This is a genomic window from Shewanella sp. SM87 (genome assembly GCF_025653705.1).
In the GTDB taxonomy this organism is placed as follows: domain Bacteria; phylum Pseudomonadota; class Gammaproteobacteria; order Enterobacterales; family Shewanellaceae; genus Shewanella; species Shewanella oncorhynchi.
This window is the reverse complement of sequence record NZ_JAKKSC010000016.1, coordinates 68,301-91,005: the sequence shown is the minus strand read 5'-3', so window position 1 is coordinate 91,005 and position 22,705 is coordinate 68,301. Positions and strand designations below refer to the sequence as shown.

Annotated in this window: 21 protein-coding genes; 16 read left to right on the top strand and 5 right to left on the bottom strand. The window is 47.4% G+C overall.

What is annotated here, in order from left to right:
• Positions 1-42: 42 nt before the first annotated feature.
• On the bottom strand, positions 43-606 hold the full coding sequence (locus L5M11_RS14060; protein WP_105250630.1) for a NapC/NirT family cytochrome c: 564 nt from the start codon (positions 604-606) through the stop codon (positions 43-45).
• Between the two features lie 434 nt (positions 607-1,040).
• On the opposite strand from L5M11_RS14060, the gene L5M11_RS14055 reads away from it, so the two are divergent.
• The 7 genes from L5M11_RS14055 (at position 1,041) to L5M11_RS14025 (ending at position 9,143) form a co-directional block, all read left to right on the top strand.
• Positions 1,041-1,403 carry a hypothetical protein gene (locus L5M11_RS14055; RefSeq protein ID WP_198572390.1) on the top strand — a complete coding sequence of 121 codons (363 nt, stop codon included), beginning with the start codon at positions 1,041-1,043 and terminating at the stop codon, positions 1,401-1,403.
• Positions 1,404-1,503: 100 nt separating this feature from the next.
• Entirely contained in the window at positions 1,504-1,959 is a 456-nt protein-coding gene (locus tag L5M11_RS14050) for a DUF2057 family protein (protein WP_198572391.1), read from the top strand.
• A gap of 109 nt (positions 1,960-2,068) precedes the next feature.
• Positions 2,069-2,506 carry a hypothetical protein gene (locus L5M11_RS14045; protein WP_263168558.1) on the top strand — a complete coding sequence of 146 codons (438 nt, stop codon included), beginning with the start codon at positions 2,069-2,071 and terminating at the stop codon, positions 2,504-2,506.
• Positions 2,507-2,784: 278 nt separating this feature from the next.
• A complete protein-coding gene (locus L5M11_RS14040) occupies positions 2,785-3,045 on the top strand; it encodes a heavy metal-binding domain-containing protein (protein WP_198572393.1) in 261 nt (86 codons plus the stop codon).
• A gap of 21 nt (positions 3,046-3,066) precedes the next feature.
• The gene (locus L5M11_RS14035) at positions 3,067-4,608 is read left to right on the top strand and encodes an efflux RND transporter periplasmic adaptor subunit (protein WP_263168561.1); all 1,542 of its coding nucleotides are present in this window, start codon (positions 3,067-3,069) and stop codon (positions 4,606-4,608) included.
• A 9-nt stretch (positions 4,609-4,617) separates the two neighbouring features.
• Positions 4,618-7,758 (top strand): efflux RND transporter permease subunit, encoded by a 3,141-nt coding sequence (locus tag L5M11_RS14030; protein WP_263147443.1) that lies wholly within the window; start codon positions 4,618-4,620, stop codon positions 7,756-7,758.
• Between the two features lie 218 nt (positions 7,759-7,976).
• Positions 7,977-9,143, top strand: coding sequence for a ribonuclease T2 (locus tag L5M11_RS14025; protein WP_263147440.1), 1,167 nt, complete (start codon positions 7,977-7,979; stop codon positions 9,141-9,143).
• 76 nt (positions 9,144-9,219) lie between these two features.
• Here L5M11_RS14025 and L5M11_RS14020 read toward each other — a convergent pair whose 3' ends face one another.
• From L5M11_RS14020 to plsB, 3 genes are all read right to left on the bottom strand, one after another.
• Positions 9,220-9,993 (bottom strand): VOC family protein, encoded by a 774-nt coding sequence (locus L5M11_RS14020; RefSeq protein ID WP_263168563.1) that lies wholly within the window; start codon positions 9,991-9,993, stop codon positions 9,220-9,222.
• Positions 9,994-10,141: 148 nt separating this feature from the next.
• On the bottom strand, positions 10,142-11,398 hold the full coding sequence (gene mtr, locus L5M11_RS14015; protein ID WP_173497974.1) for a tryptophan permease: 1,257 nt from the start codon (positions 11,396-11,398) through the stop codon (positions 10,142-10,144).
• Positions 11,398-13,821 (bottom strand): glycerol-3-phosphate 1-O-acyltransferase PlsB, encoded by a 2,424-nt coding sequence (plsB, locus tag L5M11_RS14010; RefSeq protein ID WP_105250638.1) that lies wholly within the window; start codon positions 13,819-13,821, stop codon positions 11,398-11,400. Before plsB ends, mtr begins: the two co-directional genes overlap by 1 nt.
• Positions 13,822-13,981: 160 nt before the next feature.
• Here plsB and lexA point away from each other — a divergent pair, with 160 nt between their 5' ends.
• The 6 genes from lexA to L5M11_RS13980 all read left to right on the top strand — a co-directional run bounded on the left by lexA (position 13,982) and on the right by L5M11_RS13980 (position 20,103).
• A complete protein-coding gene (gene lexA / locus L5M11_RS14005) occupies positions 13,982-14,602 on the top strand; it encodes a transcriptional repressor LexA (RefSeq protein WP_105250639.1) in 621 nt (206 codons plus the stop codon).
• A complete protein-coding gene (locus L5M11_RS14000) occupies positions 14,599-15,111 on the top strand; it encodes a cell division inhibitor SulA (RefSeq protein WP_131524817.1) in 513 nt (170 codons plus the stop codon). The genes lexA and L5M11_RS14000 overlap by 4 nt, the downstream gene beginning before the upstream one ends.
• A 402-nt stretch (positions 15,112-15,513) precedes the next feature.
• The gene (coxB, locus tag L5M11_RS13995; RefSeq protein WP_263192517.1) at positions 15,514-17,046 is read left to right on the top strand and encodes a cytochrome c oxidase subunit II; all 1,533 of its coding nucleotides are present in this window, start codon (positions 15,514-15,516) and stop codon (positions 17,044-17,046) included.
• Positions 17,047-17,055: 9 nt separating this feature from the next.
• Positions 17,056-18,648, top strand: coding sequence for a cytochrome c oxidase subunit I (ctaD, locus tag L5M11_RS13990; RefSeq protein ID WP_263192516.1), 1,593 nt, complete (start codon positions 17,056-17,058; stop codon positions 18,646-18,648).
• Position 18,649: 1 nt separating this feature from the next.
• Positions 18,650-19,231 (top strand): cytochrome c oxidase assembly protein, encoded by a 582-nt coding sequence (locus L5M11_RS13985; protein ID WP_263192514.1) that lies wholly within the window; start codon positions 18,650-18,652, stop codon positions 19,229-19,231.
• A complete protein-coding gene (locus L5M11_RS13980) occupies positions 19,228-20,103 on the top strand; it encodes a cytochrome c oxidase subunit 3 (RefSeq protein WP_263192511.1) in 876 nt (291 codons plus the stop codon). Before L5M11_RS13985 ends, L5M11_RS13980 begins: the two co-directional genes overlap by 4 nt.
• 4 nt (positions 20,104-20,107) lie before the next feature.
• On the opposite strand, the gene L5M11_RS13975 is transcribed toward L5M11_RS13980, so the two are convergent.
• Positions 20,108-20,326: a DUF2909 family protein gene (locus tag L5M11_RS13975; protein WP_105250645.1), complete on the bottom strand. Its 219-nt coding sequence runs from the start codon at positions 20,324-20,326 to the stop codon at positions 20,108-20,110.
• On the opposite strand from L5M11_RS13975, the gene L5M11_RS13970 reads away from it, so the two are divergent.
• The 3 genes from L5M11_RS13970 (at position 20,325) to L5M11_RS13960 (ending at position 22,702) form a co-directional block, all read left to right on the top strand.
• Positions 20,325-21,089: an SURF1 family protein gene (locus L5M11_RS13970; RefSeq protein WP_263192529.1), complete on the top strand. Its 765-nt coding sequence runs from the start codon at positions 20,325-20,327 to the stop codon at positions 21,087-21,089. The genes L5M11_RS13975 and L5M11_RS13970 overlap by 2 nt on opposite strands.
• Positions 21,090-21,179: 90 nt before the next feature.
• Positions 21,180-21,725, top strand: a complete 546-nt coding sequence (locus tag L5M11_RS13965) for a hypothetical protein (protein ID WP_219234921.1) — start codon at positions 21,180-21,182, stop codon at positions 21,723-21,725.
• On the top strand, positions 21,725-22,702 hold the full coding sequence (locus tag L5M11_RS13960) for a COX15/CtaA family protein (protein WP_263192510.1): 978 nt from the start codon (positions 21,725-21,727) through the stop codon (positions 22,700-22,702). Before L5M11_RS13965 ends, L5M11_RS13960 begins: the two co-directional genes overlap by 1 nt.
• Positions 22,703-22,705: the final 3 nt, after the last annotated feature.

Here is a 22,705-nt window from a genome sequence, read left to right as displayed (position 1 = left end):
GCTTTTTAATGGCTATCAATTAAGAAACTGAATCGCTAAACCTTATCCTTTTGGATATGGGTGTGCTACGCCTTTATGGCAGTCAACACAGGTCTTTCTCGCGTCAGGTTCTTTCTTGAAGTTATTTGAGTGCATTCTTACAGCCATTTTACTCATAGTTTCTGGCTGATTCTCGTAAATACGAGTGTGGCAATGCTGACAGTTAGCAGAATCGTTCGCACGGAAATAGTTCAGCGCTTTATCCGCTTGTTCTTTACGATTTTCATCTAACCAGGCTTGAGTGTTAAAGCCATCAATTGTCATGAAACCATATAAATCTTTAGATACGATGATTTTTTTGATCAAATAATCGACTGGACCATGGGGTAAGTGACAGTCTTGACACTGAACCGTAATCCCCGCTTTGCCGCCGCCATGGGCAGAAGCCAACACTTCATCCTTCAGCGAATGATTGCTATGGCAAGACATACAGAACTCATCTGTACTGGTCGCGTGTAATGTTTGTTGAGTGGTAAAGTATCCCACAACACCCACTACAATACCGACGACCAGTAGCGCCAGGATTGAATATTTCGCGCTAGGTTTAAATAGTGCACGCCAGTTCATCACTCTATCTCCAAAATTGTCAAAATTAGTTTTTATAAGACTAGTTTATGCTCTTTCATTTATTAGAAATTTGATTTTAAGCCGAAATTTGCTGATTAAATTAACCTTAAAAGCGCAAAATGAGACTTAGCTCTAACTATTTGGACGTCATTTGGTAAAAACCGCTAGCTGAACTGTGATGCACTTTAACTAAAGCTAATGCAATCACCCGATAATCGCAAGTTACCGATTATCGCGATGAGATTTCCCCTTTGAGAATCAATCACTATTGAAATCATTTCTAGAAAATAGAAATGTGATCCAGTCGATGTTTTGTTTAATTATTGAAGTAGGCGGAGAAATAAATCATTAAAAATTAAAATTTGAATCGTATATGAAACTTTATTGGGCTAACTAAGGTCTCTAAGGGTAAGCAATCAATTTTCAGAGTTATCATGGCTAAATTTTGGATCACCATAGCAGTGTTATTTTCGCTAATCGCCCAATCGGCGATAGTGAGTGCTATGCCAACTTCAGCCAACACCAATGGCCACAGCAGTCAAACCATGCTGATGATGGATGCAGAAATGAACTGCACCATGCCAGATTGTTCTGCATCCGATTGCTTGCAACACTGCCAAGATAGTATGACAAGTCATTGTCAAACCCATTGCCTATCATCACTTTACCTTGAGCCTGCAGTGCTAGAACTGGCCTTCGCCAACCCAGCAAGCAAGCGTATTGCCATACAAGGCTGGGCGATGCAAACTGCCGACCTCGGGCTCACCACACCGCCTCCTAACTCCAATTCACTGTAACGTCTTTCGTTTTTTACAACGTAAAACCGACTAAACACCTTTGATTGCGCCGCTGCATATTCGCACCGCAACGAGGTACAGAGAATTTTTGGAGTTTATTATGAAAACCACTTTATTGAACAAAAGCTTACTAGGCCTTACTTTCGTTATCGGTGCCTTATTAAGTAGCACCACAGTTACAGCCGCCAGCTTAAATAGCACAGATGCGCTCAGTGTTATCAGTATCAATGGTGTGCCAACCACGCCCTTTAAACCCATCCAACTCTCCGCAGGGAAAGTACTGCTCGAGCTAAAATATCAGGATATATTTGATTATCGCGCCGATGATAGTGGCAACTGGGTTAAATCAGCGCCGCTTTACTTAGTGCTGGATGTGAAGGCGAGTGATAGCTACCAAATCACCCAGCCCAAAATAATGACTGAAGCTGAAGCGCGTCAATTTATTAAATATCCAACGATTCAACTCAGTATTAATGGTGACAAAGCGGGCGAATATCCACTGCAAAGCCACAGCCAACTGATGGCGAAAATGTTAGTCAGCAACCCCGCTTTCTAATTTAGACGAGTTAAATATTTAATCTGAGGCATGTGCTGAAATGTGAGTTAAATCATTACAGCATAATGCCTCTATGCTAGACTCGAGCCGTTCATCATTTGGAATACTTATGCATCACACACTCAGTCGTTATTTTTTAGTCATATTCACTCTACTCGCACTCGTCGGGCAAAGTGTCGTGTCTAATGGTCACGCCATGGTGCCACACACTATGGATATGAGTGCGATGAATCATGAGGTTTCCTCCCAAATGCACCACGCTACAATGATGCAGATGGACACGGAGAACAGTTCTGACTCACATTCAATGGCCAACACGGATTGCTGCAACGATAAAATGCTTCCCGGCGCGAAACAGCATTGCTGTGATGGCACCACATCATGTTCAAATGATTGTGGTCATTGTTTGACGATTTCAGTCGCTGGCACTCTATTCAGCCCACACCTCTGGCCAAGTGTGAGCATGAGCGATACTGCAATGGCCACTCCTATGCCTCATTTCCACTCTATCTCTTTGTCTTCGGCCTTTAAACCACCGATAGCCTAGCTCTACTTTGTGCTTATTGGGCAAATAAACCCTTAAAAAAAGCCAAACGACCAAGCTAAAACGACAATGCTGTTAGCCCTAAGCTAACGCCCTATTTAGCCGTTTATTGTGGTGCCTTATCATTAAATCGTGCACCCGAGTCTAGCAAAACGTTGATTACTGAGCCGAATGCCAAATTGTGGCATCAATTCGTCTATCGAAGCGAACCGCTTTGATCCACTGTGCTCACTGACGTTTATGCGCTCGTATTCGGCCGTTAATCCGATGGAGTGAATAATATGAAAACACTAACTAATCTCGCCTTAATCACATTCTTGCTGACCAGCACAAGCGTGTTTGCGACGGCCGCGCCGCACGCACATCAACACGACAATGCCAATCCACAGGAACAAGCACATACCCATGTTTGCCCTATGCACCCTGAAGTGACTGGCAGCAAAGAGGATACTTGCCCTCAATGTGGTATGAACTTAGAGCCAAAGGCAATAGAAGCAAAACCGGCTGAAGGTGCGGCAAAAAACGCCCACAAACACCACTAAGCTAGGCTGGAGATGAGGCATATGAATTCATTTAAAACCGTAAAAAAGCAGACCCCTAAAGCCGTACTGATCTTGAGTAGCTTACTCTTAGGTACGCCTTGGTTGAGCCATGCCCAACTGGCGAGCACACAAGAGCCCGTGGCGACCGAAGCTGCAGTAAATTCTGCAACAGCGCCTAAAAATAATTCGTTAAATCAAGTAAAAACCTACACTTGCCCTATGCATCCCGAAGTGCTCAGCCATGAGCCTGGTCGCTGCCCTAAGTGCAATATGTTTTTAGTTGAGAAACAAGATACCGCAAACTCTGCGGCCGAGCATGCACAGCATCAAGTCGCAGATCACCAAGCCTCTGAGCATGGACAAATCTTGGCAGCGAAAGCTTCGAGCCAGGTATTCGATACCCCAACACCTAAGGCCGACAGCTTAGTTAAAGCCCAAAACCACGTGACAACAATCAAGTACGTTTGCCCTATGCATGCTCACATCATCAGCGATGTGCCCGGCACTTGCCCTATCTGCGGCATGAACTTAGAAAAAGTCGAAACGGGCGGCAATACCCAAGAAATCAATATCAATGTTTCCGGCAGTATGCAGCAAGCGCTGGCACTCAAAGTCGCCAAGGTTGAACGCGACACACTGTGGAAATTTGTCGAAACCGTCGGTCAAATCGATTACGACGAAAGCCAGATCACCCATATCCATGCCCGCGTCACTGGCTGGATTGAAAAGCTCATGGTCAAATCCGTGGGGGATACCGTCAAGAAAGACCAACTGATCTACGAGATCTACTCTCCCGATTTAATTAACGCCCAAGATGACTACCTGCTCGCCATGGACACCGCCAAAGCAAACGGCCAAGGCCGCTACAAAGATTTGGTGCGCAATGCGGGTTTACGCTTATCTTTCCTCGGTTTTAACGACAGACAAATCAAACAATTAGCCGAGTCACATCAAACCCAGTATCGCGTACCTTTCTACGCCAAAGAGGATGGCATAGTTAAAGCCCTCGACGTTCGTGATGGCATGTACATTCAGCCTTCGACCGAAGTCATGTCCCTAGTGGATCTCTCTAAGGTATGGGTGATTGCCGACGTATTCGAGAATGAGCAAAGCTGGATTGCTAAAGGTCAAAAGGCCGAAATTGCCGTTCCCGCCATGAATATCAGTGGCATCGAAGGCACGATCGATTATATCTACCCTGAGCTTGACCCAGTCACTCGCAGCCTGCGAGTACGAGTGGTTCTCAACAATGCCGACGTAGATTTAAGACCTAAAACCCTCGCGAAAGTCTCGCTATTCGGTGGCCCGAATAAAGATGTGCTCGTGATCCCGCAGGAAGCTTTAATTCAGACGGGTAAAGAAAACCGCGTGATCGTCAAACAAACCGATGACAGCTTTACCGCCAAGGCCGTCACAGTCGGCATGATGAGCCAAGGTAAAGCCGAGATTATTTCAGGCCTGAATGAAGGTGAACGTGTGGTGATTTCGGGGCAATTCTTACTCGACTCCGAAGCCAGTCTCAAGGGCAGCTTAATGCGTTTAAGCAGCGGTCATCAGCACTAGGAGCGCGTTATGTTGAAATATATTATCGAGGCGTCAATCAGGCAGCGATTGATGGTGTTGATTATCGCCATCATGATCACAGTTTGGGGCGTGCAGGAGCTGCGCAAAACGCCGCTTGATGCGCTGCCGGATTTATCCGACGTACAAGTGATCATTAAAACCCCTTACCCGGGCCAAGCGCCTAAATTGGTTGAAGAACAAGTGACTTATCCCTTGTCGACCGCCATGTTAGCCGTACCAGGCGCCAAAACCGTACGTGGTTATTCCATGTTCGGCGACTCCTATGTGTATGTGATTTTTGAAGATGGCACCGACATCTACTGGGCACGCTCGCGGGTGCTCGAGTACCTGAGTCAAATTAGCAGCCGTTTACCCCAGGGCGTACAACCTTCACTCGGTCCCGATGCATCCGGTGTCGGTTGGGTGTATGAATATGCGCTGGTCGATCGCTCTGGCAATTTAGATTTATCGCAACTCAAAAGTCTGCAGGATTGGTATCTCAAGCTAGAGCTGCAAAGCGTGGCAGGCGTGTCTGAAGTTGCCACCGTCGGCGGCATGGAGCAAACCTATCAGATAGTGCTTGAGCCCGATAAAATGGCGATCTATAAGCTCGATATCGCCAGCATTAAACAAGCGATCGATAAAGCTAATAGCGAAGCTGGCGGCTCAGTGATCGAAATGGCCGAAGCCGAATACATGGTGCGCGCCAAAGGCTATCGCCAGACGCTAGAGGATTTTCGTGAAATTCCCCTTGGTATCACCAGCCCTTCTGGTACAGGTTTATTACTCAAAGATGTCGCCACTGTGCGCAAAGGCCCAGCCTCACGCCGCGGTATAGCCGAACTCGACGGTGAAGGTGAAGTCGTTGGCGGAATTGTGGTGATGCGTTACGGCGAAAACGCCTTAGCGACGATAGATGCGGTGAAAGCTAAACTCGAAGAACTCAAAGCGGGCCTGCCCGATGGGGTTGAGATTATCCCAACCTATGACAGATCCCACTTGATTCTTAAGTCCGTCGACAACTTGTTTAGCAAGGTCGTCGAAGAAATGTTGGTGGTTGGCTTAGTCTGCTTACTGTTTTTGCTGCATGCGCGCTCCACACTCGTGGCCGTGATAACCCTGCCGCTATCCATCCTTATCGCTTTTATCGTGATGAATAAGATGGGTGTGAACGCCAATATCATGAGCCTTGGCGGCATCGCCATTGCTATCGGCGCCGTGGTGGATGGCGCGATTGTGATGATCGAAAACCTGCACAAGCATTTAGAACATTTCAAAGCCAAACATGATCGCGAGCCCGATACTAAGGAGCATTGGCGCATCGTCACCGAAGCGTCGATTGAAGTCGGCCCTGCGTTATTTTTCTCATTGATTATTATCACCTTAAGCTTTGTGCCTGTGTTCGCACTCGAAGCGCAGGAAGGTCGATTATTCGCGCCACTGGCCTACACTAAAACTTTCGCCATGGCAGCGGCGGCCTTTTTATCGATCACCTTAGTGCCGATTTTGATGGGTTACTTTATTCGCGGCAAAATTCCCAGCGAACGCAGCAATCCTCTCAGTCGCTTCTTGATCGCGCTTTACCAACCTTCGCTCAAACTGGTGCTTAAATTTCCTAAAGTCACCCTGATGTTAGCGTTAGTCGCGCTGGCCAGTGCTTGGTATCCCATGACCCGCATGGGTAGTGAGTTTATGCCCGCCCTTGAAGAAGGCGATTTGCTCTACATGCCAACGGCATTGCCCGGTATCAGTGCCAGTAAGGCCGCCGAAGTCTTGCAGCAAACCGACCGCTTGATTAAAACCGTGCCCGAAGTGGCCCGCGTGTTTGGCAAGGTAGGCCGCGCCGAAACCGCGACCGATCCCGCGCCGCTGACCATGCTTGAAACTACTATCATGCTCAAACCCCATGAGGAATGGCGTGAAGGCATGACCTTAGATGGCATCATTGCCCAACTACAGCAAACCGTCAAAGTACCAGGACTCACCAATGCTTGGGTACAACCCATCAAAACCCGTATTGACATGCTCTCGACGGGGATAAAAACCCCCGTCGGTATTAAGATCACCGGCGCCGATGTCAACGAGCTGCAAAATCTAGGGGCAGAAATAGAGGCCATCCTCAGTAGAGTGCCACACACTAAGTCAGCCTATGCTGAACGCAGTGGTGGCGGGCGTTATATCGATATCACCCCCAAACTCGATGTGGCCGCACGTTACGGTATGTCACTGCAAGATATTCAAGATGTCGTGCGTTACGCCATTGGCGGTATGGATATTGGCGAGTCGGTACAAGGGGCTGAGCGCTATCCCATCAACCTACGTTATCCCCGTGAGCTACGCGATAATATCGAAAAGCTGCGCGAACTCCCTGTGATCACTAAATCGGGAAATTATCTACCACTGCGAAATTTAGCGGATATAGAAATCACCGATGGCGCACCTATGCTCACCAGTGAAAACGGTCGCTTAATCTCTTGGGTGTTTATCGATATTGAAGGCACGTCTATCGGCGAATATATTACGACCGCCAAGAAAGCTTTAAATGCCGAACTCAAGGTGCCCCCGCGCTACAGCTACACTTTTGCAGGGCAGTACGAATATATGCAGCGGGTAGATGCAAAACTTAAGCAAGTGATCCCTATGGCATTAGCCGTCATCTTCATCCTGCTGATGATGACCTTTGGCTCCACCATTCAGGCCAGTATTATCATGCTCAGCCTCCCCTTCGCGTTGGTCGGCAGCACTTGGCTGTTATACCTACTGGATTACAACATCTCAGTGGCAGTCGCCGTCGGTATGATTGCCTTAGCGGGTGTAGCCGCCGAGTTTGGGGTAGTAATGCTGGTGTATCTCAATAACGCCATCAAGCACAGACAAGAGAAAGATAATTACCACAGCGTCAGCGACTTAAAAGAAGCGTTAATGGAAGGTGCCGTTATGCGGATCCGCCCCAAAGCCATGACAGTAGCGACCATCTTCTTCGGTCTACTCCCCATTATGTGGGGTGCAGGATCGGGTAACGATGTGATGCAGAAAATTGCCGCACCTATGGTCGGCGGCATGGTTACGGCCCCATTACTGTCACTGTTTGTACTACCCGCACTTTATCTACTGATTTACTCGCGTAAATTAAAGAAAGACGCGGCGTAATTGAGTGTACGGCGCTAGAACACCGATAAAAATCCCCTCAAACCATTAAAGTTTGAGGGGATTTTCTCATTCAATCAGATTAAAAATCTAATTTTACAACAGTGCCATATACCACTCTGGGTAAAATAAGCCTCTAAGTTTATAGCGCTTATGTGTACCATTGACTCAGTGCCACACAGAATTGACTCAATTCACTGCCGCAGGAAGGATTCCATCACATGACCAAGTCATTTTGTTTAACCATCAGCCGGATATGGCCGCAAGCACTTTCCCTTAAAACCCCATCACGCGCATTACTTGCCGCATTCGGTTTATGCGCTGCGCTCATCATTACAGCACCCGCCTTTGCCGCACCCGCAACCGGTGAATTCGTTGCCGACAAACGCTGTGAGCTATTTCAATCGAAAAATAAGCAGACGAATCCAGACCAATGGCAGAGCAATATTGGTGAGCGCTACCCTGTACTTGAAATCCTCGGCAATAGTGCTAAACCTGATTGGCTAAGAGTGCGCACCAATGCGGTGAAGTCTCCCATGCGTTGGATCAGCGGCGATTGTGGTCAATATCTATCTAATGTTGCTGACAGTAATTTATCAACACCTGCAACGGCGGCGGAACCGGCGCAAACCACCACGGCATCGGACATCAAAGCAAAAAGCCGAGATAGCCTTAAAGAGCATGGTACCCCAGAGAAACGCCAAGGAAATCAATGCCGAATCGGCGGTGAATTTGACGCCAACGTGCTGGCATTAAGCTGGCAAAGCACCTTTTGTGAACTCTATGGCCGCCGTAAAGCCGAATGTCGCGCCCTCAGCCAAACGCCAGAATCGAGCCAATGGCAACACTTCAGCCTGCACGGACTGTGGCCGAATAAACAACAATGCGGCACGCGATATGGCTATTGCAGCACAGTCAAACTGCAACCGAATGATTTCTGTACTTATCCAGAGTTTGAACTGAATCCATCGGTGCGCAAAAATTTAGAAGAAGTCATGCCAAGCGCCCAATATGGCACCTGTTTAGAACGCCACGAATGGTGGAAACACGGCACTTGCCGTAGCCAAGACCCTAACGAGTACTTTTTATTGGCAACCCAGCTGACCCAAGCGGTCAATGCCTCGGCATGGGTACAAAAATTTATTCATGACAACATAGGTAAGAGTGTCAGTAAAAGTGAGTTAAACCAAAGTTTTGATAGCAGCTTCGGTCAAGGCGCTCACACTAAAATGAGTCTTGAATGTGGCAAGGGATTACTGAGTGAAATCCGCATTAACTTGCCCGAAGTCATTAAAACTTCTGACTCCTTACCTAGCCTACTCGCCAAAGCCAATAAGGCCTCAAAAGGCTCCTGCCCTGAAACAATCATGATTGATAACGCTAATTAAACAAATAGTTAGACAAATAAAAACGGCGATTTAGCGTCGCCGTTTTTAACCTTAATGACAGCACTTAATATGCCAGTCACATCTGATTAAGCTTGATCACCGCAAAGGTAGCGCCTTGGGCGTCAGCAATGACAGAAAATCGTCCCACATCAGGGATATCACTAGGCGGTATGCACACTTGCGCGCCTAACGCTTGGGCTTTTTCTGCAAATGCATCGCAATCGGCTACTGCAAAATAAAGCAGCCAATGGGGAGAAATATCGCCCCATTCGGGCATTATCGTCATCATGCCGCCGATGGATTGACCATTAAGCTGCCATTCTGAGTATTCAATGTCAGGCATGTCACTCGGCATGTTGGTCCAAGGGAAGATTTTGCAGTAAAAGGCTTCTTCAGTACGCGGCTCTTTGCAAGCCAGCTCAACCCAGCAAAGGGTATTGAGTTCACCCTGACGGCGAGCACCTATGTGGTTCTTCGCTTGCCATAAAGCAAAGCGTGCGCCTTCAGGATCGCTCACCTGCGCCATCACGCCCGCATCACCCACAATATGCGGCCCCATGTGCACTTGGCCGCCCGCCGCTTGAATCTCTGCAATGCTGGCATCGATATCATCGACGGCAAAGTAGATACGCCAGTGGCTGGGGATATGTGCTTCTGACTCAGGGATTTGATACATGGCGCCTAAGTCATCTCCCGCTAAATTAAATAGCGAAAAGTGACCTTCAGGGATCGGCATTTCAACCGAGTTCCAACCAAATAACGCTTGGTAAAATGCTGTTGTTCCCTGCCAATCATGGCTTGCAAGTTCAACCCAACATGCATGTCCTTGTGCGTACTGAGTCATTTTCATTATCGGCTCCTTTGTTTTAACAATCATTCGAGTTAAGCCTGAGTTTGTATTTCTGTCCAGTATTCAGGTTAAAAAGATCTGTAAGACAAAACTCAACCGCTAAAGACAAAAAAGCCCTCACATGGAGGGCTTAAATCATCACAACAAATTAGGAATATTGCGGCAGTAAATTTGCCATCGCGAGCAGATGACATGCACCCGTGACTATGCCAAATAACACCACAAGAATAATCAGCGGTGTACCGCCTATCACTCTAAAACCTGTGCTATCGGGGAACAACTGCCGCGATTTATAGGCCATCAGCGCCGGGACGATTACCGCCCACACTGTCGCCGCTAATGCCGCAAAGCCAATCGCTACTAAGAAGCCATCGGGAAACAGTAATCCTAAAATCGTTGGCGGCACAAAGGTCACTAACGCGGTTTTCATTCGGCCAGAGCGTGAATCATCAAAACCAAATAAATCGGCAAGATAATCGAACAGACCTAAGGTCACCCCTAAGAAAGATGAAGCCACGGCTAAGTTAGCAAACAGGGTCAACATACTGTTTAACCAGCTACTCGCCATCACCTCAGACAAAGCGCCCACCAACACTCCCATATTGCCACCTTGAGCAATAATGTCGATAAACTGGCTGCGGGGAATATTACCCATAGTCGCCACTAACCAACAGGCATAAATCACCAGCGCGATAAAGGTGCCGACGAAAATCGCCTTGATAATGGTGGAAGAATCTTTGCCGTAATACTTCACTAAGCTGGGGACGTTACCATGGTAACCAAAGCTAGCGAGACCAAAGGGCAGCGCCGCCCACAGATAAGGTGAAAAGCTGTTATTACCATCGGGTTCGAGCAACTTAGTCACATCAATTTCGATCAATAAATTTCCGATCGCGAGGAAGAAGGTAATGATCATACCGCCGAGCATAATCGTGGTAATCCGATCCACGGCTTTAGTACTGATCAACACTATGCTCGCCAATACTATGGCGAACACTAGCCCTGCCACGCTTTGCGGTAACTCAATTCCCATGCCCTGCAAGCTGTGATTCACAATCGAACCACCGCCGCTGATATAGGCATAAGTCAAAATATACAACACGAAAGCGATAGAAACGCCGTTCACTATCCGCCAAAACTGCCCAAGAGTTTGCTTGCTTAAGGTATCGAAGCTAGCACCAGGTTCGAAATGTAAATTGGTTTCGAGCAACAATAAGCCCGACATCAACATGCAAAACCAAATACCCAATAACATTAAAATCGAATAGCCAAACCACATACCTGCACCGACCACGGGCAGAGAAAACATCCCAGCACCTACGGTCGTGCCAGCAATAATCATGGCACCACCAAGCAAGGACTTACCTGCGGGCTTATGCTTAGCCGCATTCATATGATTTGCCATTAAACTGTGTGCTCCGCGGTGACACTCGCCACTATCGTTTGTCTCACTGACGGACGTAATAAGCTATTGGCCTGATCTCGTATGCGATTGATATTGGACTTATCTTCACTATCCGCCAGATATCCCAATTCTTTGAGCTTCACGCTCAAAGTACCGTAGAGTTTTTTATCGTAGAATTCAGGCGCGGTAATACCATGTAAAGCCCCTAAACGCTGAGCGAGTAAATGGCTCTCAGACTCAAGTTCTGAGCGCTCCATCTTAGGTCTGTTCGCTAACAGATTGAAAATAATAGCGTACCGTTGCAGAGTCTCGCTCACTGAACTGGCTAACAATAATAATTGGCTTGAGTGCTCAGGCACGACAGCTAAAGTATCTGTCTCAACCACTAAACCTTGCCCAATCAGGAAATCCAGTACTTGCTCAACATAGGCTGGTAAGTCTTTAATTCCCATGAAGAGTTCGGCTTTCAGCAATGGATAAAAATCGGCAACGATTGAAACGACTTGCTGGCGCAGGATCTGTTCATTGTGGGTTAAACAACTCGCAATTAATGAAGGAACAATAAATAAGTGAATGATATTGTTACGATAGTAAGTCATAGACACTGCCTGACTCGCTTCGATAGACACTATTTCCCCTAAAGGATCGGCACTAACAACAAACTTGTTCAGCTCTAAACCTTGCTGCACTAAATGCTTACCATCACCTTCCGCAACAGATGTATAAGAAGTGTAAGGCACTTTTTTGAGTAGGGTCAGATACAAATCAAGCTGACGCTCCAGCAGACTACGTTCTAAGGCGTTTTGATCTGTCGCCAGTAAGACTAAGCTAGTCAAAGTCACCGAACTCGCGGCTGCGGCATCATTGATACGCGTCATCACCCGATTAGCCAGCACGTTTACCGCTGGAGTTAACCAACTTGGTTTCTGCTCGGGATCATCGGCCAACTCAGCACGCCAGTTTGGCGCACGCTCATTTAAGAAATTTTGTAAGGTAATAGGCTCGCCAAAATTCACGTAACCTTGGCCAAAATTACCTAATTTGCGAATGGCACCGAACACCTGCCACACAGATTCTTTTTTCTTTTTCTTACCGCTTAACTCTTTATGGTAAGTCGCCACTTCCATCACATGGTCATAGCCTAAATACACAGGCACAAGTGTGACAGGACGTTCAATACCGCGCAGTACGCTGTTCATCGTCATGGCGATCATGCCAGTTTTCGGCGCCAACAGACGGCCAGTACGTGAACGGCCACCTTCGGAGAAGTATTCCACCGAATAACCTTTAGCAAACAGCTGATCTAAATACTCACGAAATACTGCGGTATACAGCTTGTTGCCATTAAAACTACGGCGGATAAAGAAGGCACCACCGCGACGGAACATAGGTCCCGCGGGCCAGAAGTTGAGGTTGATGCCAGCAGCAATGTGCGGCGGAACCATGCCTTGATAATACAAAATATACGATAACAGCAGGTAATCCATGTGGCTGCGATGGCAAGGCACATAAACAATCTCGTGGCCATCGTGATGCAGCTGGCGAACTTGCTCGGCGCCTTTAATGTTGATCCCGCTATAAAGCTTGTTCCACAACCAAGTTAAGAAACGCTCGGCAATACGCACTAAACTATCTGAGTAATCGGCTGCTATTTCATCGAGGTACTCAATAGCCGTCTCGCGCGCTTGGGTCTCAGAAATCTTTTTACTGGCGGCTTCTTCTTGAATCGCTTTGCGCAGCGACTCAGATTTGAGTAACGAATGAAACAGTGCTTGGCGGTTTGGCAGCACAGGCCCTGTCATTACCTTACGTTGACGACGGAAATGCACGCGCGCAACCCGTGCTAACTTATGGGCAATCCCCATGTCGGTGCCATGTTCGTCAGCCATGTAACGCAGGGATACGGCATTCGAAAACTGCACGAAGTTATGTCGACCTAAGAACAGAATCATCAAGCACTTGCGCAGCCAAGTCGGGTTTTCCCGCTCAAATACGGCCGCCTTCATAGTGTCGTCTTCTTTCCCTGGCGTTCGACCCCAATACAAGCTCACGGGCACAAGTTGAATATCCAATTCAGGACGTTCCTTATGCACGGCTAACAAACGCATAAAGCATTCGAGGAAAGGCTCATTACCAGCACGTTCGCCAAACAGTGGCTTACGTCCTTGAAGACAGACAACCCGAGGCGCAGTCACACCATTAGCCACTAGAGGCTCATAAGGGCTTGGTAAACCTAACTTAGCCGTTATTTCGCTCAAAGCAGCTATGTCACTGAGAGATTCTGTTTTCATCACATAAACAAGGGGTCTGGAAGCATCCAGATTCAGATCGGCAAAGGGATCCTGAGGTACCACAATAGTGTGCACTAAGTGTTTTTGGATCCAACGTAATGATTTCAACCAAAGAGAGTCGTGTTTAGGCATTATTCTTATGCAATTAAGTGCGTTTACTAGCCCGATAGAATACCAGACTATGGGCAATATTCGCTAATTCTCTCCAACATAGCTAAAAAGTGGTTAATACTTGCGCTGCAAATAATACTGTATATACTAACAGTAACTGTATAGAAAAACAGGAAACACCATGAGACCTTTGACGCCACGCCAAGCTGAAATTTTAGAGCTAATTAAACGAAATATTGCCGATACTGGCATGCCACCCACTCGGGCAGAAATCGCAACCCGTTTAGGTTTTAAGAGCGCCAATGCGGCTGAAGAACATCTTAAAGCGTTGGCAAAAAAGGGCTGCATTGAGATCATGCCAGGCACATCTCGAGGCATTCGTCTGCCTGCGGAAATCGAAGATTTGACTGAAACAGGTTTACCGCTCATCGGCCAAGTGGCCGCGGGTGAACCTATCCTCGCCCAAGAACATGTTGAACAGTACTACCAAGTCGACCCAAGCATGTTTCATCCCGCCGCCGATTTTTTACTGCGAGTAAAGGGCGACAGCATGAAAAATATCGGTATTCTCGAAGGTGATTTGCTGGCAGTTCATAAAGTAGAACAAGCTAGAAATGGTCAAGTGGTTGTCGCTAGAGTCGATGACGATGTCACTGTTAAACGTTTCGAAAAAAAAGGTAATGTAGTCTATCTACATGCCGAAAATGAAGATTACTCCCCGATTAAAGTGGATTTAGGCTTCCAAAGTTTAACAATTGAAGGACTCGCCGTCGGTGTGATCCGTAATGGAGATTGGCTATGAATAAACTACTTGGCAATGCCCCCCGCCATCCGGGCCTGTGGCTCGATGAAGTCCGTGATGCTGACTATGACTGGCACCATGCGCCCATCGCCTGCATGCCAACTAAGACTCAAGGTCGCCAAGAATTAATTCATCTGAGTGCACAACTCGCTCAGTTAAGCCAACAGGGCCGTTGGTTAGTGCTCATCAACCCTCCAAGTATTGGCTACAAGCAAATGCTCGCCAGCGCAGGTGTGCGTATGGATAGAGTTTTGCTGGTACATGCTAAAGATGAAGTCGAAACCCTGTGGGCGATGGAGAAAGCCCTAACAAGTGGTACGTCCAGTGCAGTCATTACTTGGACTCAATCATTGGATGCGCGGGATAATCGACGCCTACAAATCGTGGCTAAAAGTGCCCGAGCTATGGGCATAGTGCTTGAAGACGTAAACAGTCACTTACATGCCGACGTACGCATTGAGCAAGGCAATCTCTTCGGTCAGCAATCTTTTTTTAGCGCTGTACACTAAATATTCATTTAATTTTTACCTTGAAAGCCGCCTCACCTATGAATGTGAGGCTTTTTTTTGGCAATTTTTCAGATAATTAGATAAATAAGTGATCTTGATCAATATTTAAACAGCAAGTATGGTTGGTTAAGTCGGTGATGATATATCACCTTCCGTGGTCAATGAATCGAGTATTTATCGAACTCGAAGCGCCACTAAAAATAGAGAACAGATTTATTTCAGCAGTATGTGCCAGCGTGGCTAATTACCAGCAGTAACAATACTTGATTAAAAGTAACAGCCGCCAACGCACGTTGAAGTCAAAAAAGCTTTTTTGGGAACTGAAGAGTTTGCATAGAGTTGAGACTTACTGTGTTGCTCTTCTTTGTAGTTGCTATTCGCAATTGGCAGAGGAGAAGTCTTGTGAAGCAATTGTTGTATTGTTTACTCGTGGTGCTTTTCGCACCACCGTTGACCGCCGCGGACATGCGGTTCAACATGACCCCTGGCGTGACCGAGATCAGTGGCAAGGTTTATCACTTGCACATGACCATCTTGTATATCTGCTGCGCAATAGGCCTAGTGGTCTTTGGCGTCATGATTTACGCCATGATCAACCACAGAAAATCCAAAGGCGCTGTCGCGTCCCACTTTCACGAAAGCACTAAAGTTGAAATCGCTTGGACGATTCTGCCATTTATCATTTTGATCTTAATGGCGATTCCAGCGACAAAAACTTTAATCGCAATGGAAGATCCCAGTAACGCCGATCTCACCGTAAAAGTCACGGGTTCCCAATGGAAATGGCATTACAGCTATTTCGATCAAGATATTGATTTTTATAGCATACTTACAACACCCAGAGCACAAATTGAAGGCACCGAAACCAAGGGTGAAAACTATCTATTGGAAGTCGATAAACCGCTCGTTCTACCGATAAACCGCAAAATCCGCTTTCTGATGACTTCAGAGGATGTCATACATTCTTGGTGGGTGCCCGCCTTTGCCATTAAGAAAGATGCCAACCCTGGATTTATCAATGAAGCTTGGACTCGCATCGACAAACCCGGCATTTACCGCGGTCAATGCGCCGAACTCTGCGGAAAAGACCATGGTTTTATGCCTATCGTAGTACAAGCGTTACCCGAAGCCGAGTTTGAGGCTTGGGTCACAGAGCAAAAACAAGCCGCAGATGCTGCGGCTGAAGCCGCTCAAGCCGCTTTATCACAAACCCTAAGTAAAGAAGAGTTGATGACTCTAGGCGAACAAGTTTACCTCGGACACTGCGCAGCCTGCCACCAGCCCAATGGCGAAGGGTTGCAAGGCGTATTTCCGCCCCTTAAAGGTAGCCCGATTGCAACGGGACCACTCAGCGGTCACCTTGAAATTGTGCTCAACGGTAAAACGGGTACTGCCATGCAAGCGTTTAGTAAGCAATTGACTGCACAAGAAATCGCGGCAGTGACTACCTACGAGCGTAATGCTTGGGGCAATAATACTGGCGATGCAGTGCAAGCCAAAGACGTCAACGAGTACATGGACGGCAATTCTGCACAAACATCCGCCGCGGTACCAAGCAGTACAACTCCGACACCCGCGCCTGCAGACGTCTCAGCTGCAGTCGATCCCGCAAGCCTCCCCACACTCAGCCATGACGCCCTCATGGCCGAAGGTGAAACTGTCTACGCGACCTTCTGTGCTGCCTGCCATCAAGTGACAGGTGCAGGAATACTACCCGCCTTCCCCGCGCTAGTGGGTAGTGCTATCGCCATTGGACCAGTCGCCAATCACATCGATATTGTGATGCACGGCAAAACGGGCACGGCTATGCAGGCATTTGGCAAACAGCTTAGCCCACAGCAACTTGCAGCAGTCATTACCTATGAACGCAATGCTTGGGGCAACAATACCGGCGATACAGTGCAACCTGCTGATATCGCAAGTCATGGACAGTAGGGGATAATGATGAGCACAACGACTCAAGATCAAACCGCAGCCCATGATGACCATCATCATGGTGCGCCAAAGGGCATCATGCGCTGGCTGCTAACCACCAACCATAAAGACATAGGTACTTTGTATTTATGGTTCAGCTTCATTATGTTCTTAACCGGTGGCGCTATGGCCATGGTGATCCGCGCTGAACTCTTTCAACCTGGATTACAATTGGTCGAGCCCAACTTTTTCAACCAAATGACAACTGTTCATGGGCTGATCATGGTATTCGGTGCGGTAATGCCAGCCTTTACAGGGCTTGCTAACTGGCTGATCCCTATGATGATAGGAGCGCCCGATATGGCGCTGCCACGGATGAATAACTGGAGTTTTTGGATACTCCCCTTCGCCTTCACTATCCTTCTCAGTTCGTTGTTTATGGAAGGTGGCGGACCAAACTTTGGTTGGACCTTCTACGCACCACTATCAACAACTTATAGCCCAGATAGCACGGCGCTCTTTGTATTTTCTATTCACATCATGGGGATAAGTTCGATCATGGGCGCGATCAACGTGATTGTGACCATAGTGAATTTACGCGCGCCAGGCATGACATGGATGAAGTTACCATTATTTGTGTGGACTTGGCTTATCACGGCATTCCTACTGATCGCGGTTATGCCCGTACTCGCGGGCGCAGTGACTATGGTGCTGACCGATAAGTTTTTCGGCACGAGTTTCTTCGATGCGGCTGGCGGCGGCGATCCTGTGATGTTCCAGCATATTTTCTGGTTCTTCGGCCACCCTGAAGTTTACATCATGATCTTGCCGTCCTTTGGCATCATCTCTGCCATAGTGCCCGCCTTCAGTCGTAAACCCTTATTTGGCTATGCATCCATGGTTTATGCTACGGCTAGTATTGCAATTCTGTCATTCCTCGTGTGGGCGCACCATATGTTCACCACAGGTATGCCAGTGTTTGCCGAGCTGTTCTTCATGTATTGCACTATGTTGATTGCAGTGCCAACTGGGGTGAAAGTGTTTAACTGGGTTGCCACTATGTGGCGCGGCTCACTCAGTTTCGAAACGCCCATGCTGTTTGCTGTAGCCTTTATCATACTCTTCACTATTGGCGGTTTTTCGGGATTAATGCTCGCCATTACGCCCGCCGACTTCCAGTACCACGATACTTATTTTGTTGTGGCACATTTCCATTATGTACTAGTGACTGGTGCGATTTTCTCCATCATGGCAGCGGCCTATTACTGGCTACCTAAGTGGACGGGACACATGTACAACGAACAACTGGGACAATGGCATTTCTGGTGCTCGGTGATTTCAGTCAATGTGCTATTTTTCCCGATGCATTTCCTTGGGCTGGCAGGAATGCCAAGGCGTATCCCTGACTACTCGATTCAATTTGCCGATGTTAATCAAATCGTCTCGATTGGTGGGTTCGCCTTCGGCTTATCGCAATTGATTTTCTTAGTATTAGTAATTAAGTGCATCCGGGGCGGCGAAAAAGCTCCCGCTAAACCTTGGGAAGGTTCCGAGGGTTTAGAATGGACATTGCCAAGCCCTGCGCCTTACCACTCCTTCACGACACCACCTGAGGTGAAATGAAATGGCAACCCAACACCAGCAAGATAAACCTAAGTCAAATCGTAAACTTATCAGCATGTTAGTTATCGGCTGTATTGGCATGTTTGGCTTTGGATTCGCGCTGGTGCCGCTCTACGATGTGTTGTGCGAGCAACTCGGTATCAATGGAAAACCCTCCAATACCGCGAGTAATTATCAAGCAATCACAGTAGATACAAGCCGAATAGTGACTGTGGAATTTATTTCTCAGGTACAAACAGGCATGCCATGGACATTTGCGCCACAAACCAAACGGCTCGAAGTTCACCCTGGCGAGCTAATCCATACGGCATTTCTGGCTCGCAATATGTCCGCTAAAGCAACGATTGGCCAAGCGATACCTTCAGTTTCGCCCGGCCAAGGTGCCGCTTATTTCAATAAAACAGAATGCTTTTGCTTTAATCAACAACCCTTAGCGGCGGACACTAGCGCAGAGCTGCCGCTCATTTTCTATGTGGATCCTCAGTTACCTGAGTCTATCCACACTCTGACCCTCTCTTACACTCTCTACGACATTACCGACAAGCAGTTAGCGTCTGCCATAGAGCAAGGAGCTGCAAAATGATAACGAAACATCAAACTTACTACGTTCCATCCCAAAGTGTTTGGCCTATTGTAGGTGCCATTGGCTTGTTCTTAATCGCCTCTGGTGCAGGCCTTTTCGTGCAACAATTGAAATCAGGTGCATCCGGTGGCGGTTATGTGCTGCTGGTTGGGATAGCTGTGATCCTATTCATGCTGGTAGGTTGGTTTAGAACCGTGATCCAAGAGTCGATGGCAGGGCTCTATTCTAGCCAAATGGATCGATCGTTTCGCCAAGGTATGAGCTGGTTTATTTTTTCGGAAGTCATGTTTTTCGGCGCTTTTTTCGGGGCACTATTTTATGCCCGCATGTTCGCAGTGCCTTGGCTCGGTGGCGCATCGAATAATGCCATGACCCACGAAGTACTCTGGCCTCAGTTTGAAGCTATTTGGCCGCTCATTACTACGCCAGATGGTACTAAAACCCAAGCTATGCCATGGACTGGACTGCCATTAATCAACACTATCGTACTGCTAACCTCCTCAGTTACCTTACATTTCGCCCATGTCAGCCTAGAAAAAGGCAAGCGTTCTGCCATTACTCTCTGGCTTGGTATCACCATACTCTTGGGTATGGGTTTCCTTGCCTTACAGGCAGAAGAATATATGCATGCCTACCGGGAAATGGGACTCACCCTGACCTCTGGGATTTATGGCAACACCTTCTTCCTGTTAACTGGCTTTCACGGCATGCATGTCACACTGGGGACGCTCTTTTTATTCGTGTTGTTTTTCAGAGTGTTGAAGGGGCACTTTAGCGCAGATAAACATTTTGCTTTCCAAGCGGGGAGTTGGTATTGGCACTTTGTGGATGTGGTCTGGCTGTGTTTGTTTATTTTCGTTTACGTTCTCTAGTGCTTTAGTAAGGCGTGGGATTGGGGCTAATTAACCCAGTCCCTAAGGCCACCAGCAATAACAAGATAACGAGCACGGAGAAAATCACTCGCCGACCAAGATAACGGCTCATAGGCACTTTTTCATCACCTTTCACCATAATAAACAAGGCGCGACCTAGATTAAAAATGATGAATAGCAACAGCAGAACTAAGACCAACTTAAAAATGAACAGGCTATTCATACAATATCCTCATGTTCTGCTGAATAAATTAACGGTTTTTCTACTGATATTGACTGTGGCTGTATTAACTATATTGGTCAAGTTGGGTTTATGGCAGTTAGCCCGTGGTGAAGATAAAACGACGCTTTTAGCCCAGATGGAAGCAAGGCAAGCTTTGCTGCCATTAAGTTTTGAGCAGCTCCAACTCAAGGTCGGCAAAGAAGGTGTGACTGGTTATCGACTGCAAGTACGCGCCACTCCCGCAAGCTCACAAATCTGGCTGCTGGATAATCAAATCTATCAAGGTCAAGTGGGATATTTAGCCTTCCAACCCCTGCAAGTAGAAGTTGAAAAACCTTGGTTGCTGGTCGAGTTAGGCTTTGTTGCCGCAGGCTCCCATCGGGATGAGTTGCCCCACATCACTCCCCTAAGCGGGGCATTAAATATCGAAGGCAGGCTTTATCAAAAGCAAATCAATCCCTTGAGCCAAGCTTTAATGGCAGAAACAGGGACAAGTATTCGCTTTCAAAATTTAAATATGCCCGAAATGGCTAAGGTATTAGGGCACCAAGTGTTACCTGTCGTGTTGCAACCAGAGCAATTACCTTCCCTCACATTGCCCCATCCTTGGCAACCTTTCCCACTGTCGGCACAAAAACATTGGGGCTATGCGTTGCAGTGGTTTTCGATGGCAGCCGTATTTGCAGGGCTAATGCTGTGGCAAGGGATTAAATATGTAAAACGCCATAGCGCCCAAACAGTCGCAAACTCAAGGAGCAAATAAGGAAATTCGTACCATACTTAGCAAGACACTAATAAAACTAAATAAATATAAAACAATAAATTAGGGATAATTTGAATGAGAGGAGCAAGCATGAACTCCCAGAACAAATCTAAACACAAAGCATTAGGGCTATTACTGCTGGCGTTTATTGCCCCCGTAGTGATTGCTAAGCTAGTGCTGAGCCTGAATTTATACCATGGCGGTGCCACCAATCATGGCGAGCTGATCAGTCCCGAAACTAGTTATGCCAGCCTTGGGGTTGAAAATTCTAATCCCAAAGAATGGCAACTACTGTATTTATTGCCCGCCAAATGCAACGATACTTGCCGCGAACGCCTGTATATTTTGCGCCAAAGCCACACAGCGCTAGGGCCAGATCAGGCGCGAGTAGAACCGCTCATCCTCACCCATCCCGACAGCGATCTTAACGCCTTAAGCACCTTTAACTTCAATACTCGTCCTGCCAATGCAGACTTAAGCAAATGGTTAGATGAACAGCAGCTAATCATAGTCGATCCCTTAGGCAGCTTAGTCCTGCGCTACCCTCAAGTGCAGGGCAAAGAAGCACATTTAGCTCAAGGCAAGGCGCTGATTGCGGATCTGCGTAAGTTGTTAAAACTGTCGAGGGTAGATTGATGCAACTAACTTGGATCCTACGCTTAACCTTAGTCTTTACCCTATTGGTGATTTTAATGGGCGCTTACACCCGCCTATCGGATGCAGGGCTCGGCTGCCCCGATTGGCCAGGCTGCTACGGCCATATTAAAGTGCCCACCCAAGACCATGAAATCGCCCATGCGCAAACTATATTCCCAGATCACGATATCAATACAGAGAAAGCTTGGCTGGAAATGATCCACAGATATATCGCAGGCGGACTTGGCTTACTGGTGTTATTCATCTTAATTTTGTGCTTAAAAACACCGGAAGCACCCAAAAAGTTACCGATCATCATAGTGCTGCTGATCCTTTTTCAAGGAGCACTAGGCATGTGGACTGTGACCATGAAACTCATGCCAATTATTGTGATGTCGCATCTTATTGGTGGCTTTAGCCTAATCTCGCTGCTGTTACTCCTTTACCTGCGAACCCGACCTCGGCGTATATTTAATAGCGAAACCCATGCTCGACATCTCGCACCGTTAGCGTTGGTGAGCCTATTCGTCCTTGTGGGTCAGATTATGTTGGGCGCTTGGACATCATCAAATTACGCGGCGCTCGCCTGCACCTCTTTACCCATCTGTGAGGGAAATTGGGTAGATAACTTAGCAATAGCCGAGGCATTTTCACCGTTCCAAGGCCAACACCCTAGCTTCGAATTTGGGGTGCTCGATTACCCTGCACGAATGACTATCCACGTAGCCCACAGAATTGGCGCTATCGTCACTGCCAGCTTGTTACTCGTGCTCGCCTACCGATTATTTGTTGGCGCTACGGGACTTAAGGCTTTAAGCCTTTTATTAGTGGGGCTAGTCATACTTCAAGTGAGCTTAGGTATTTCTAACGTAGTGATGCATTTACCACTCGGCATTGCCGTGTCTCACAACGGTGGTGCGGCACTACTGCTGCTGACCTTAGTCACAATCAACTATTTTTTATGGCGCAAAGCATAAGCG